15 protein-coding genes are annotated in these 13,490 nt (G+C 51.0%); 3 read left to right on the forward strand and 12 right to left on the reverse strand.

Annotated elements, in window-relative coordinates; translation table 11 throughout:
• Positions 1–122: 122 nt before the first annotated feature.
• Genes yfcG through D9734_RS10335 form a run of 3 tightly spaced genes read left to right on the forward strand, consistent with a single transcriptional unit; the run spans position 123 to position 2,103 of the window.
• Complete coding sequence (yfcG, locus tag D9734_RS10325; protein WP_130207238.1) at positions 123–770, forward strand: GSH-dependent disulfide bond oxidoreductase; 648 nt, start codon at positions 123–125, stop codon at positions 768–770.
• Positions 771–826: 56 nt separating this feature from the next.
• Complete coding sequence (folX, locus tag D9734_RS10330; RefSeq protein WP_130207240.1) at positions 827–1,189, forward strand: dihydroneopterin triphosphate 2'-epimerase; 363 nt, start codon at positions 827–829, stop codon at positions 1,187–1,189.
• Between the two features lie 20 nt (positions 1,190–1,209).
• Positions 1,210–2,103: a TIGR01777 family oxidoreductase gene (locus tag D9734_RS10335; protein WP_130207242.1), complete on the forward strand. Its 894-nt coding sequence runs from the start codon at positions 1,210–1,212 to the stop codon at positions 2,101–2,103.
• 47 nt (positions 2,104–2,150) lie between these two features.
• On the opposite strand, the gene D9734_RS10340 is transcribed toward D9734_RS10335, so the two are convergent.
• The 12 genes from D9734_RS10340 to accD form a co-directional block, all read right to left on the reverse strand.
• Positions 2,151–3,041: an Rpn family recombination-promoting nuclease/putative transposase gene (locus D9734_RS10340; protein ID WP_130207244.1), complete on the reverse strand. Its 891-nt coding sequence runs from the start codon at positions 3,039–3,041 to the stop codon at positions 2,151–2,153.
• A 196-nt stretch (positions 3,042–3,237) separates the two neighbouring features.
• Positions 3,238–4,011, reverse strand: coding sequence for a histidine ABC transporter ATP-binding protein HisP (gene hisP / locus D9734_RS10345; protein ID WP_130207246.1), 774 nt, complete (start codon positions 4,009–4,011; stop codon positions 3,238–3,240).
• Positions 4,012–4,018: 7 nt separating this feature from the next.
• Positions 4,019–4,735 carry an ABC transporter permease gene (locus D9734_RS10350; RefSeq protein ID WP_130207248.1) on the reverse strand — a complete coding sequence of 239 codons (717 nt, stop codon included), beginning with the start codon at positions 4,733–4,735 and terminating at the stop codon, positions 4,019–4,021.
• Positions 4,732–5,418, reverse strand: coding sequence for a histidine ABC transporter permease HisQ (gene hisQ / locus D9734_RS10355; RefSeq protein ID WP_130207250.1), 687 nt, complete (start codon positions 5,416–5,418; stop codon positions 4,732–4,734). Before hisQ ends, D9734_RS10350 begins: the two co-directional genes overlap by 4 nt.
• Before the next feature lie 90 nt (positions 5,419–5,508).
• On the reverse strand, positions 5,509–6,291 hold the full coding sequence (hisJ, locus tag D9734_RS10360; protein WP_000737621.1) for a histidine ABC transporter substrate-binding protein HisJ: 783 nt from the start codon (positions 6,289–6,291) through the stop codon (positions 5,509–5,511).
• Between the two features lie 220 nt (positions 6,292–6,511).
• Positions 6,512–7,294, reverse strand: a complete 783-nt coding sequence (gene argT / locus D9734_RS10365; protein ID WP_130207252.1) for a lysine/arginine/ornithine ABC transporter substrate-binding protein ArgT — start codon at positions 7,292–7,294, stop codon at positions 6,512–6,514.
• 264 nt (positions 7,295–7,558) lie between these two features.
• On the reverse strand, positions 7,559–8,128 hold the full coding sequence (gene ubiX / locus D9734_RS10370; protein WP_000825700.1) for a flavin prenyltransferase UbiX: 570 nt from the start codon (positions 8,126–8,128) through the stop codon (positions 7,559–7,561).
• Between the two features lie 94 nt (positions 8,129–8,222).
• Entirely contained in the window at positions 8,223–9,740 is a 1,518-nt protein-coding gene (gene purF, locus D9734_RS10375; protein ID WP_130207254.1) for an amidophosphoribosyltransferase, read from the reverse strand.
• A gap of 36 nt (positions 9,741–9,776) precedes the next feature.
• The gene (gene cvpA / locus D9734_RS10380; protein WP_000262113.1) at positions 9,777–10,265 is read right to left on the reverse strand and encodes a colicin V production protein; all 489 of its coding nucleotides are present in this window, start codon (positions 10,263–10,265) and stop codon (positions 9,777–9,779) included.
• Between the two features lie 258 nt (positions 10,266–10,523).
• Positions 10,524–11,186 (reverse strand): cell division protein DedD, encoded by a 663-nt coding sequence (gene dedD, locus D9734_RS10385; RefSeq protein WP_130207256.1) that lies wholly within the window; start codon positions 11,184–11,186, stop codon positions 10,524–10,526.
• Positions 11,176–12,444 (reverse strand): bifunctional tetrahydrofolate synthase/dihydrofolate synthase, encoded by a 1,269-nt coding sequence (gene folC, locus D9734_RS10390; RefSeq protein WP_130207258.1) that lies wholly within the window; start codon positions 12,442–12,444, stop codon positions 11,176–11,178. The genes dedD and folC overlap by 11 nt, the downstream gene beginning before the upstream one ends.
• Positions 12,445–12,517: 73 nt before the next feature.
• A complete protein-coding gene (gene accD / locus D9734_RS10395; protein WP_064526523.1) occupies positions 12,518–13,432 on the reverse strand; it encodes an acetyl-CoA carboxylase, carboxyltransferase subunit beta in 915 nt (304 codons plus the stop codon).
• Between the last annotated feature and the right edge of the window lie 58 nt (positions 13,433–13,490).

Raw genomic sequence — 13,490 nt, forward strand, 5'->3', positions numbered from 1 at the left:
GATAAAGGGACTTGCTCTCAAACTATAGAGCCTTTTTGCCACGGTTACTTGATGAAAACTCACGCAAGCCTCCCGGGTTTCTATACTTGAGATGTTCAGATTATTAGACAACCGGAGCTGCAATGATCGATCTCTATTATGCCCCTACCCCAAATGGCCACAAAATTACGCTGTTTCTCGAAGAGGCTGGCCTGGATTATCGTTTAATTAAGGTTGACTTGGGGAAAGGCTGTCAGTTTCGCCCGGAGTTTTTGCGCATTTCGCCGAACAATAAAATTCCGGCAATTGTTGATCATTCACCGACTGATGGCGGCGAACCGTTAAGCCTCTTTGAGTCAGGTGCAATATTGTTGTATCTGGCAGAGAAAACGGGACTATTTTTAAGTCACGACCCGCGTGAGCGCGCCACCACCTTACAATGGTTATTCTGGCAGGTTGGCGGCCTGGGGCCAATGCTCGGACAGAATCATCATTTTAATCATGCTGCGCCACAGACTATTCCTTACGCTATTGAACGTTATCAGGTTGAAACCCAGCGTCTGTATCAGGTACTCAATAAGCGCCTGGAAAACGCCCCCTGGCTTGGCGGCGAAGATTACAGCATTGCGGATATTGCCTGTTGGCCGTGGGTAAATGCATATGCTCGTCAGCGGATTGACCTTGCTATGTACCCGGCAGCGAAGAACTGGCATGAGCGGATCCGTTCGCGCCCAGCCACCGGACAATCACTATTAAAGGCCCAATTGAATGATGAGATCTCAGATAGTTAACTGAGAAAGGTTCTCGTGTATTATTCCAGTCTAAGTAAAACAACAGGGAACCTGCAATGTCACAACCTGCCGCTATTATTCGTATAAAGAACCTTCGTTTACGTACATTTATCGGAATTAAGGACGAAGAGATTAACAACCGTCAGGATATCGTTATCAATGTCACGATCCACTACCCCGCCGATAAAGCGCGTACCAGTGAAGATATTAATGACGCGCTGAACTATCGCACCGTCACCAAAAACATCATTCAACACGTAGAGAATAACCGTTTCTCTTTGCTGGAAAAATTAACTCAGGATGTGCTCGATATCGCACGAGAACATCACTGGGTAACCTATGCTGAAGTGGAGATCGATAAACTGCACGCGCTGCGCTACGCCGATTCGGTATCAATGACCTTGAGCTGGCAGCGTTAACCGCCATATCGGGAGGCTGCATGAATATAGTGATCACCGGAGGGACTGGATTAATTGGTCGCCATTTAATCCCGCGTTTGCTGGAGTTGGGCCATCAGGTCACTGTGGTGACGCGTAACACGCAGAAAGCCAGTTCAATCCTCGGCCCTCAAGTGACACTATGGCAAGGGCTCGCCGATCAAAGCAACCTCAACGGCGTTGATGCGGTAATCAACCTGGCTGGCGAACCGATTGCCGACAAACGCTGGACTCGCGAGCAAAAAGACCGACTGTGCCAAAGTCGCTGGAATATTACGCAAAAACTGGTGGATTTAATTAACGCCAGCAACACGCCGCCGTCGGTCCTTATTTCCGGTTCGGCGACGGGATATTACGGTGATTTAGGTGAAGTTGTAGTTACCGAAGAAGAGCCTCCGCATAACGAATTTACCCATAAACTCTGCGCTCGTTGGGAAGAAATTGCCTGTCGGGCGCAAAGCGACAAAACGCGTGTGTGCCTGCTGCGTACCGGTGTGGTGCTGGCACCAGATGGCGGAATTCTCGGCAAAATGCTGCCGCCGTTTCGCCTCGGTTTAGGTGGCCCAATTGGCTCTGGTCGGCAGTATCTGGCCTGGATTCATATCGATGATATGGTCAACGGGATTCTCTGGCTGCTGGATAACGATCTGCGCGGACCGTTTAATATGGTTGCCCCCTATCCGGTACGCAACGAACAATTTGCCCACGCGCTCGGTCATGCACTGCATCGCCCGGCAATTATGCGCGTCCCCGCCACCGCTATTCGGCTGTTAATGGGCGAATCTTCAGTTCTGGTATTAGGCGGGCAACGTGCGCTGCCAAAAAGGCTGGAAGAAGCGGGATTCGCTTTTCGCTGGTACGATTTAGACGAGGCGCTGGCAGACGTTATTCACTGATGTGTTTTACCGCGAACATCCGCCAGTTAGTTCCTGGTAATTCAGAATTAGTGGCTTTTCGCCAAAAGGTCGTCTGGCGAAAGTCGGGTCAACATCAGGATGACTTCGCGGTCAAATCCTTTTTCCAGCATCTCCTGAGCAATTCGCAGGGCTTCTTCGTGTTTGCCCTGCATTGCGCCTTCTTCACGTAATCTGTCAGCAATGGTCATCAGTTTCTCCTTTTCTTGTGGTGCACGTTCCGCTATCTCACCAATAAATGCGCGGAAGCGCTGGGCATCCCCCGTTTGTAATACGTAATTAAACAGGGCTTTTAGCTGCCTGTCATTAGTGTTGCCTGTAATAAGCAGAGAAACTATTTGATCGACTAATCCCAACAGATCGCGCTGGCGAATATGTTTCTGCATTAACTCCAGCAACGCCATTTTGCGGTGTTGCATAATCTCGTCATCCGGCACTACGGTAATATCCACCAGCGGAAAAGCCGATGAATAAATTTGGCGGGCAATAGCAGGTTCTGCAAATTCATCAAGCCAACATAGAGAATAAGGATAAGGACTTCTGCAACCATGATAAAACAGCATCGGGATCACTAACGGAAGCTCTTTATAGCCTGCATCAAGATGGTTTTGCATTGCCGCGATAGAATAGCGCATCATGCGAAAAGCCATTAATTCTTCCGCCTTACTTTGGTGTTCAATAACGACATAAATATATCCCATCCCCTCATCAGTTTTCACTGACCACAAGATGTCGGAATAATATTGCCGCAGGTTTTCATCAATAAAACTGTTTGGTTCCAGTTTTAACGTCGATAAATCACAAAGTTTACGTAGAGGCGCAGGAAGGTGAATATCAATAAAATCCCGTGCGGTGTCCGGATGACGTAAAAAGGATTTAAATACCGCATCATGCGGTGTGGAAGTTGTCGATATGGTCATGGCGTTCCGTCACCCCTCAAATTTAAGATGACGAGACAATAACCACCCTTTATAAGCAATGCAGCAGGCAGTTTTTATATCTGGACAGTGAATTCAGAACTATTTTAAGTGGACTGCAATATATACATGTCAATGGAAGCCAACTCGCAAATTAGCCTTGAAAATACTCCGGCAGCATTAGCCACCGGAGAGGCAATTATTTCAGCGATCCCTTAAGGAACTGTTGCAAACGAGGACTTTGCGGGTTGCCAAATAATTGTTCTGGCGCACCCTCTTCTTCGATTTTCCCCTGATGGAGGAAAATAACATGTGTGGAGACATGGCGAGCAAATTCCATTTCGTGGGTTACCACCACCATCGTTTTGCCCTCTTCCGCCAGCTGCTGCATAATGCGCAGCACTTCGCCCACCAGCTCCGGATCAAGGGCCGATGTAGGTTCATCAAACAGCAGAACTTCTGGTTCCATTGCCAGCGCCCTTGCGATGGAAACACGCTGTTGCTGACCGCCGGACAGATGCACCGGATATTTCCCCTGCGCACGTTCGTCTATGCCGACTTTCGCCAGATATTTCACCGCCCGCTCGCGCGCTTCATGCTTGCTCAGGCCCAGCACCTGAATGGGCGCTTCCATGACGTTTTCCAGCACCGTCATGTGGCTCCAGAGATTGAAGTGCTGGAACACCATCGTCAGGCGCGTGCGCAGTAAACGCAGCTGATTTTTATCGGCGACTTTCAGTTGGCCGTCTTTATCCCGCACCAGATTGATAGTCTGGCCGTTAACCACGATCGTGCCTTCACTCGGTTTTTCGAGGAAGTTAATGCAACGCAGAAAGGTACTTTTCCCCGATCCCGACGATCCGATGATGCTGATCACATCCCCGGCGTTCGCTTGCAGTGACACCCCTTTCAGCACTTCATGTTCGCCGTAGCGTTTGTGCAAATCGATAACGTTTAATTTATTCTCGGACATCGTATTCTCAGTGCGTTGAAGAAGGTTTCACATGCTGCAACCAGCGTTTTTCCGCTCTGCGAAAGAGGCTGATCAGGACATAAGAGATGATTAAATAGAGTACCGCAGCAATGCCAAAGGCGGTAAAAGGTTGATACGTCGCGGCGTTGATATCACGGGCAATTTTCAGCAGATCCGGCACCGTGGCAGTAAACGCCAGCGCAGTAGAGTGCAACATCAGGATCACTTCGTTGCTGTAGGCCGGTAAAGCAATACGCAGCGCCGACGGTAAAATAATGCAGCGATACATTTTAAAGGTCGAGAAACCATAGGCCCTGGCAGCTTCAATTTCCCCGTGCGGCACCGAGCGGATCGCTCCGGCAAAAATCTCGGTGGTGTAAGCACAAGTGTTAAGCGTCAGCGCCAGCACGGTACAGTTCAGGCCACTGCGGAAAAAGGTGTTAAGGAACTCGGTCCCTTTAACAATCTCCAGCGTGTACATGCCGGAATAGAACACCAGCAACTGCACATACAGCGGCGTACCGCGAAAAATATAGGTAAATAACCAGATTGGAAACTGGATGTATTTATTACTTGAGACGCGACCAATCGCCAGAAACAGCGCCAGAATTCCGCCTATCACTACTGACAAAATCAGCAACCAAAGGGTAATCGCCACGCCGGTAAAGCGATAACCGTCGGTCCACAACAGCGGTTTCCAGTATTCATGTAAGATTTCGATCACAGGTCAGCCCTCTTCACACCCACGGAGTAGCGGCGCTCAAGGAACAGCAGCACACCATTGGAAACGGTGGTGAAAACCAGATAAATCACGCCACAGACGATGGCGAAATAGAACGGTTCCCATGTACTTTTGCCTGCCAATTGGGTGGCTTTCACCACATCTTCCAGGCCGAGTAACGAAACCAGAGCGGTAGATTTGAGGATCACCTGCCAGTTGTTGCCAATGCCCGGCAGAGCGTAACGCATCATCGCCGGAAACATAATCCGCCGAAATACTTGCCCGCGAGTAAAACCGAACGCCGTAGCCGCCTCTATTTGTCCTTTCGGCACCGCCATAAACGCGCCACGGAACGTTTCGGTGAAGTAAGCACCGTAAATAAAACCCAGGGTGATAATACCGGCAACCATCGGGTCGATATCAATCTGTCCGACGCCCATCGCTTCCGTCACCGCGTTTAGCGCAATCTGCAAACCGTAAAATATCAGCAGCATCAACACCAAGTCCGGCACGCCGCGAATCAGCGTGGTGTACCCTTCGAAAATCAGCCCCGAAAGCCGATTTTGCGAGAGCTTACCGCCAGCGCCAATTAAACCGATGATTACAGCGAGCACTACAGAGCTGATAGCCAGCTCCAGCGTGACGAGCGCCCCCTGTAAAATAACACCTGAAAACCCATACAACATGCAGCCTGTCCTGTCGTGTGTGGTGAATTTCCTGCCTCTTGTCTCCCTCCGGTTACCCAAAGGGAGCGGGCTTTCTTTCACCGATGGTGATTAACCACCATAAACATCAAAATCGAAGTACTTTTTCGCTAATTTCTCGTAAGTACCGTCAGCGCGCATTTCGGCAAAGGCTTTGTTCAGTGCCTCGCGCAGTTCGTTATCTTCTTTACGCAGGCCCATGCCGGTGCCTACGCCAAACAGTTTTTCATCTTTAACAGACGGGCCACCGAATTTGTAATCTTTACCGACTGGCTGTTTGAGGAAACCTTCGCTGGCGGCAACTTCGTCCTGGAACGCGGCATCAATACGCCCGGCGGTCAGGTCAGAATAAATGTTGTCCTGCCCCTGATAAGAGACGATTTCAATGCCTTTTGGCGCCCAGTGCTCGTTACCAAATGTCTCCTGGGTCGTGCCCTGCAATACGCCCACCCGCTTGCCTTTCAGCGATTCTACTGTCGGCTGAATGTCGGAATTTTTCGCCACAACCAGGCGAGAATCGGCGGCGTACAATTTGTCGGTGAAGGCTATTTCCTGCTGACGTTTTTCGGTGATGGAAAGCGATGACATGATGGCGTCAATCTTCTTCGCTTTTAATGACGGAATTAACGCATCCAGCGGGTTTTCGACAAATGTACATTGCGTATTGATGCGTTTGCACAGTTCCTTCGCCAGGTCGATATCAAAGCCAACCAATTCACCTTGTGAATTTTTTGATTCAAACGGTGCATAAGTCGGGTCAGTACCGATGCGAATATTTTGCGGAATAGCAGCAAAAGCAGCAGTCGCGCTGGAGAAGGCCAGAACCAAGGAGAGCGATAGCACCAGTTTTTTCATAATGTCCTCAACTGACAGTCTTTTAATAGGGAATATTTACAGGTTTGTTACACTTATCGTGCCATAAAATTGACCAACAAGGCAAAATATCCTGGCCCGTTAATCGTATTATTTTTCATTAAAATTGCTTAAGTATGCATTTCAATGCACCACGATAGTGCAACAAACCTATAATGCACCATGATAATGACGCTATCAGGTGCAGCTTCCCTGCGACGTATCAGTCACCGTAGACATTAAAATCGAAGTACTTTTTCGCCATCTTGTCGTAAGTACCATCCTGGCGCAGTTCGCCAAGCGCCTTATTAAACGCAGCCGTCAGTTCAGCATCATCTTTACGTAGCCCGACACCGGTGCCGTCACCGAAGTATTTTTTGTCTTTCACTGAAGGGCCAGCAAAGGCGAACTCTTTACCGGCAGGTTGCTTAAGGAATCCTTCACTGGCGGCGACTTCATCTTGTAACGCAGCATCCAGACGCCCCGCAGCAAGATCGGAATAGACTAAATCCTGGTTGGCATAAGCCACAACATCAATACCTTTACTGCGCCAGGTATCGTTAGCGTAGGCTTCCTGGGTGGAGCCTTGCAGCACTCCGACATGTTTACCTTTCAGTGAATCCAGCGTTGGCTGAATAGGTGAACCTTTAGCGGCAATCAGACGGGAATCCGCGGCGTACAACTTGTCAGAGAAAGCAATCTCCTGCTGACGTTTATCGGTAATGGAGAGCGACGAAATAATAGCGTCGATTTTTTTCGCTTTCAGTGAGGGGATCAGCGCATCAAAGTCACTGGCAACCCAGGTACATTTCACCTGCATCCGTTTGCACATCTCGTTACCGAGATCGATATCAAAGCCAACAAAGTCACCTTTGGCATCTTTCGATGAGAACGGTGCATAGGTGGTATCCGTTCCGATACGTACCGTCTCCGGCAGCGCCGCGTAGCTGGAAGCTGCTGCGGAGATACCGACTAACAAAGACAGAGCGAGAATCGACTTCTTCATACATAACCCTCAAGTGAAATGGCTTTTTTATATTGTGTATTGTGTTGTGTGTTTGCAGGCTCGTTCATGCAGGTCTTATGCCATCTTGCCGACAGCAGCAACATTCAACGTAAAATATGTTAATAAGACGTTGCATTATTGTCCTGAAATTGAAGATAGCAGGTATGGCGGTTGAATCGCAGCGTTTCGATTCAATGGAAGGAACAAAATGTCGAGGATTTGATCGCGGTTGCAAAATTGCCCTGAAACAGGGCAACAGCAGAGTTATGCGCCCTGCCAGCGGGCAAAGAGATCTTCGGGAAGGGTTATCGCAAACTGGTCAAGAACACGGTTAACCGTCTGATTTATCACATCATCAAGGGATTGCGGGCGATGATAAAACGCCGGAACGGGAGGCATAATCACCGCACCGATTTCAGCCGCCTGAGTCATTAAACGCAGGTGGCCTAAGTGCAATGGTGTTTCACGCACGCAGAGCACCAACGGGCGACGCTCTTTCAGCACCACATCTGCCGCGCGGGTCAACAGGCCATCGGTATAGCTATGGACAATGCCGGAAAGGGTTTTGATTGAACAGGGTAAAATCACCATGCCCAGCGTCTGGAAAGAACCAGAAGAGATGCTGGCAGCAATATCGCGCGCATCATGAGTTACATCGGCTAACGCCTGCACTTCGCGCAGGGAAAAATCCGTTTCTAGGGATAAGGTCTGGCGCGCCGCCTGGCTCATAACCAGATGCGTTTCGATGTCTGTGACATCGCGCAGAACCTGTAATAAGCGCACGCCATAAATCGCGCCGCTGGCACCACTGATGCCTACAATGAGTCGTTTCATAGAGAGTTGCCCTGTCAGACTTGCAGGCAGACTTTGCAGGATTTCGGCGGGAGTTGCAAGTCAGGGTGCCAGACTGGCACCCTGAGTGAAGGCATCATCCTTCGTTATGCATTTCCAGGTTTTCCACTTCGTTCTGACGTTGCAATGCTTTGGCGTCGTCATTACGTAAAGTATCGAGAAAATCGAGGTAGCCCTGATCAACATCTTTGGTGACGTAGACGCCGTTGAACACCGAGCATTCAAACTGCTGGATATCCGGATTTTCAGCGCGAACGGCTTCGATCAGATCGTTGAGATCCTGGAAAATCAAACCGTCGGCACCGATGATCTGGCGAATTTCATCCACTTCACGGCCGTGAGCGATCAGTTCCGTGGCACTCGGCATATCAATACCATAAACGTTCGGGAAGCGAATTTCCGGTGCCGCAGAGGCGAGGTACACTTTCTTCGCTCCGGCTTCGCGTGCCATCTCGATAATTTGTTCAGAGGTGGTGCCGCGCACGATGGAGTCATCAACCAGCAGGACGTTTTTATCGCGGAACTCAGCGCGGTTGGCGTTCAATTTACGGCGCACAGATTTACGACGCAGTTGCTGACCCGGCATGATGAAGGTACGACCAACATAGCGATTTTTAACAAAGCCCTGGCGGTACGGTTTGCCCAGAATTCGGGCTATTTCCAGCGCGATATCGCAAGAAGTTTCCGGGATCGGGATCACCACGTCAATATCCAGATCTTCCCATTCACGGGCAATTTTCTCGCCCAGTTTCGTGCCCATATTCACACGCGCGCTGTAAACGGAAATTTTGTCGATGAACGAGTCAGGACGGGCAAAGTAAACATACTCAAACAGGCACGGATTGCTGACCGGATTGTCAGCACACTGACGGGTAAACAACTGCCCTTCTTCAGTGATGTAAATCGCTTCGCCTGGGGCGACGTCACGCAGGAACTCAAAGCCCAGCGTATCGAGCGCAACGCTTTCGGAAGCGACCATATATTCTGTGCGATTCTCGTCGATATCACGTTTCCCCAACACCAGCGGACGAATCCCGTTAGGATCGCGGAAGGCGACCATACCGTGGCCGATAATCATCGCCACGCAGGCATACGCGCCGCGAATTTGGCGGTTAGTCGCGGCAATGGCGGAGAAAATGTTGTCGGCTTCCAGCGGGTAGTGGCGGAAGTTGTCCAGCTCGCTGGCGAAGATATTAAGCAGAATTTCCGAGTCAGAAGTGGTGTTGATGTGGCGGCGTTTTTCTTCAAACAGTTTTTTACGCAACTCGTGAGCGTTGGTCAGATTGCCGTTGTGGGCAAGCGTAATACCATACGGAGAGTTAACGTAAAACGGCTGCGCTTCAGAGGCACTGGAGCTGCCAGCCGTAGGGTAACGCACATGACCAATGCCCATATTGCCCTGCAAACGCTGCATATGGCGAGCTTCAAATACATCGCTCACCAGCCCGTTCGCTTTACGCAAACGGAAGCAGTTATTGGCATCTATGGTGATGATGCCGGCGGCATCCTGACCGCGATGCTGAAGCACCGTTAAGGCATCATAAATCGACTGGTTAACCGGCATAACACCGGCGATACCGACAATACCGCACATACGTCTTTTTCCTCGTTAAGCCACATCTCAGAGCACTTACGCCCTGGGCAAGAAACTTGACGAGCTTTGCAGATAATCAAAAAACCATCTGATGATAAAACTGAACTGCGGGATCAATTGTGATTTGCTCCAGTCTTCGCTTTTCGACACCCCAGTAAAGGAGTCGAGAAAGAAAAGAATAGCGGCGACAATCAGCACACCGCGCAACGCACCGAAACAGACGCCCAGCACCCGATCGGTGCCTGACAACCCCGTTTTCTCCACCAGCTGGCCTATCACGAAGTTCACGATAGCACCAACGATCAGGGTAGCGATAAACAGTACCGCGATGGCAATCCCATTTCGAACCAGTTCGTCTTCAAAGCCCGTAAACCAGACTGACAGGTAAGTGTAGTAATGACTGGCAACAAAGAAAGCACAACCCCATGTCACCAGCGATAACGCTTCACGAACAAAGCCGCGGATCAGGCTAACCAGAGAGGAAAAAGCAATCACCGCGATTATGGCGTAATCAATCCAGACCATATGTGTCCCACGATTTTACGCCCTGTCATCCTGTTCGGGGCGCATTCTAACAGAAAAAGAAAACGTTTGCGTAGGGATTTCCTTCCCGCGCATCAATAAAAATGGCGCTGAAAAAATATTCAACGCCATCGACTTTTTATGCCTTTGCGGCATCGGGCAATCATTGTCGGATGCGGCGTGAACGCCTTATCCGACCTACGGTTCTGCTCCAGCACAGGCCTGATAAGACATGCTGGCGTCGCATCAGGTAAAACCGTATTAATTCGGCGTGTAGCCCATCACCACGCCGCTCAAACCAGAGATCTGCTTCAGTTCGCCAAGCGATCCTTTCAGCTTATCTTTTGAGGCATCTGGCCCCACGAGAATACGGGTGATTTTACCCTGCACTGGCGTTGACGGCGAAGTATAAACCCGATATCCCGCGCCACGCAGCTTACCGACAATCTCATTCACTTTATCGGCATTTTTCAGCGCGCCCAGTTGCACAACATAGGCTTTACCCGTCGGCGCTGCCTTTTCTTCAACAACCGGCTTCGGTTCTGGCTTCGGCGGGGGCGGCACTTCAACCTTCGGCTTAGGCGGATCCACCGGTTTCGGTTTCGGTGGAGCGACCGGTGCAGGCTCCGGTTCAAACACGGTATTATTGGCCGCAATGGTTGTCGGGTCGAGCGAAGGCGCTGCGGCATCACCTGCCCGCACCTCTTCTGCCGCGCCTTCTGGCGGCTGTGTCGGCAACGCCTGAGTGGCGGCTGGCATCATATCTGGCTCGTCACGATCGCCCGCTTTCGGCACCAGCGGGATCGCTGCAAACTCATCCTGATAATGTTTTTTCTGCCCATCAAGCAATCCTGGAAGCACAATAACTCCCAGAGCTACCAGCACAATAGTGCCAACTAACCGATTCTGAAACTTACTCGCCACCGCTTCTCCTCGCGTCAATCACTTCCATGACATGTGCGACCGTATGGAACGAACCACACACCAGCACGGTATCTTCCGGTTTAGCGTCCGCCATTGCGGCTTCCCATGCCTGCGCAACGCTATCGAATGGTTTGCCGTTCCCCAGATGCTCAAGCAGTTGTGCTGCCGTGGCACCACGCGGCCCTTCCAGTGGCGCACAATACCAGTCATCAACCACGCTTTTCAACCAGGCCAGTGTTCCGGCAATATCTTTATCATGTAGCATACCGATAACCGCCAACACGCGCCCGTTTTTCGGTAACGCTTTCATGCGTCCGGTAAGATATTCCGCCGCATGAGGATTATGGGCGACATCAAAAATAACGCGTGGCGTCTCGCTCACAATCTGGAAACGTCCAGGCAAAATTGCGCTGGCGATACCGTCGCGAATTGCCTTTTCACTGACTTCCAGGCCGCTGGCACGCAGTGCCGCCAGCGCCGTTGCGGCATTCGGTTGCGGGACAAGTGGCAACGGTAATCCCGCCAGCGTGCCGTGAGCATCGGTAAATGACCAGTCATGGTCAGTGACGGAATAATTCCACTCAACGCCACAACGTTGCAACAGTGCGCCTTTCTCCTGTGCTACATCGGCAATGGTGTAAGGCATTTCCGGTTCACCGACGATTGCCGGTTTTTCGCTGCGGAAGATCCCCGCTTTCTCACGACCAATGCTTTCACGATCTGGCCCCAGCCAGTCGGTATGATCCAGCGCAATACTGGTCACCACGGCAACATCAGCATCGACAATGTTAGTAGCATCCAGACGACCGCCCAGACCTACTTCCAGAATCACCACATCGAGTTGCGCCTCTTTGAACAACCACAATGCCGACAGCGTACCGTATTCAAAATAAGTCAGAGAAATATCGCCGCGCTCGGCCTCAATCTCGGCAAAAGAAGCCGTATGGGCCGACTCCGCCAGTTCTTTGCCCTGTATACGAACGCGCTCGGTATAACGCACCAGATGCGGCGAACTGTAGACCCCCACCCTGTACCCTGCCGCCATCAGAATCGACTCCAGCGTACGGCAGGTCGTGCCTTTGCCATTAGTTCCCGCAACGGTAAACACAAACGGTGCAGGTTTAAGGACGCCAAGACGCGCCGCAACCTGGCTGACGCGATCAAGGCCGAGATCGATAGTTTTACTGTGCAGGTTTTCCAGATAAGAAAGCCACGAAGCCAGAGGCGACGCGGCTTGAGGAGTGCGTTTGATAATCATGGTATCCGCTGATTCGTTACGGGGAGAATAAATAGCAAAAGGGCAGAGCCAGTGGCCCTGCCCTTATCAGTTATCAGGCCTCTGGTTCCTGATCCGGCACCGGTGGCACCACTTCGCCTTCACGCGGCGCATCAGGATTAGGCGCTGGCAGATTCATCAGCTTCGCCAGAATGCTCGCCAGTTTCAGGCGCATTTCCGGTCGACGGACGATCATATCGATGGCGCCTTTCTCGATCAGGAATTCACTGCGCTGGAATCCTGGCGGCAGTTTTTCGCGAACGGTCTGTTCGATAACGCGCGGACCGGCAAAGCCGATTAACGCTTTCGGTTCAGCAATATTGAGATCGCCCAGCATCGCGAAGCTTGCAGAAACACCGCCCATAGTCGGGTCGGTCAGTACAGAAATGTACGGTAACCCGCGCTCCTGCATTTTCGCCAGTGCTGCAGAGGTTTTCGCCATCTGCATCAGCGACATTAACGCTTCCTGCATACGTGCGCCACCAGAAGCGGAGAAGCAGATCAGCGGGCAGTTATCTTCCAGCGCTTGCTCAACGGCACGCACGAAACGAGCGCCAACCACTGAACCCATTGAACCGCCCATAAAGGCGAATTCGAATGCCGCAGCGACAACCGGCATACCATACAGAGTGCCTTTCATCACCACCAGCGCGTCTTTTTCGCCGGTTTCTTTCTGCGCAGAGGCCAGACGGTCTTTATACTTTTTGGAGTCACGGAACTTCAGCACATCTTTCGGCTCAAGCTCGCTACCCAGCTCCACAAGGCTGCCTTCATCTAACAAGCTATGCAGGCGGTTACGCGCCGACATACGCATGTGATGGTCACACTTCGGACAGACCTCAAGATTACGTTCCAGTTCAGCGCGGTATAAAACCTGACCGCAGCTATCACACTTAGTCCACACACCTTCAGGAATGCTCGCCTTGCGGGTGGGAGTAATGTTGCTTTTAATTCGTTCAATCCAGCTCATTAGGGACCTTTCTGTCTGAACCTGGTTCGATGCCAGTTTTATCTTTGGGGACGCATAA

Source organism: Escherichia sp. E14S1 (genome assembly GCF_004211995.1).
GTDB lineage: Bacteria > Pseudomonadota > Gammaproteobacteria > Enterobacterales > Enterobacteriaceae > Escherichia.

What these genes read in the sequence shown, in the direction of transcription:
- yfcG (WP_130207238.1), top strand. Translation starts at nt 123, where the DNA reads ATGATCGATCTCTATTATGCCCCTACCCCAAATGGCCACAAAATTACG.
- folX (WP_130207240.1), top strand. Translation starts at nt 827, where the DNA reads ATGTCACAACCTGCCGCTATTATTCGTATAAAGAACCTTCGTTTACGT.
- D9734_RS10335 (WP_130207242.1), top strand. Translation starts at nt 1,210, where the DNA reads ATGAATATAGTGATCACCGGAGGGACTGGATTAATTGGTCGCCATTTA.
- D9734_RS10340 (WP_130207244.1), bottom strand. Translation starts at nt 3,041, where the DNA reads ATGACCATATCGACAACTTCCACACCGCATGATGCGGTATTTAAATCC.
- hisP (WP_130207246.1), bottom strand. Translation starts at nt 4,011, where the DNA reads ATGTCCGAGAATAAATTAAACGTTATCGATTTGCACAAACGCTACGGC.
- hisQ (WP_130207250.1), bottom strand. Translation starts at nt 5,418, where the DNA reads ATGTTGTATGGGTTTTCAGGTGTTATTTTACAGGGGGCGCTCGTCACG.
- hisJ (WP_000737621.1), bottom strand. Translation starts at nt 6,291, where the DNA reads ATGAAAAAACTGGTGCTATCGCTCTCCTTGGTTCTGGCCTTCTCCAGC.
- argT (WP_130207252.1), bottom strand. Translation starts at nt 7,294, where the DNA reads ATGAAGAAGTCGATTCTCGCTCTGTCTTTGTTAGTCGGTATCTCCGCA.
- ubiX (WP_000825700.1), bottom strand. Translation starts at nt 8,128, where the DNA reads ATGAAACGACTCATTGTAGGCATCAGTGGTGCCAGCGGCGCGATTTAT.
- purF (WP_130207254.1), bottom strand. Translation starts at nt 9,740, where the DNA reads ATGTGCGGTATTGTCGGTATCGCCGGTGTTATGCCGGTTAACCAGTCG.
- cvpA (WP_000262113.1), bottom strand. Translation starts at nt 10,265, where the DNA reads ATGGTCTGGATTGATTACGCCATAATCGCGGTGATTGCTTTTTCCTCT.
- folC (WP_130207258.1), bottom strand. Translation starts at nt 12,444, where the DNA reads ATGATTATCAAACGCACTCCTCAAGCCGCGTCGCCTCTGGCTTCGTGG.
- accD (WP_064526523.1), bottom strand. Translation starts at nt 13,432, where the DNA reads ATGAGCTGGATTGAACGAATTAAAAGCAACATTACTCCCACCCGCAAG.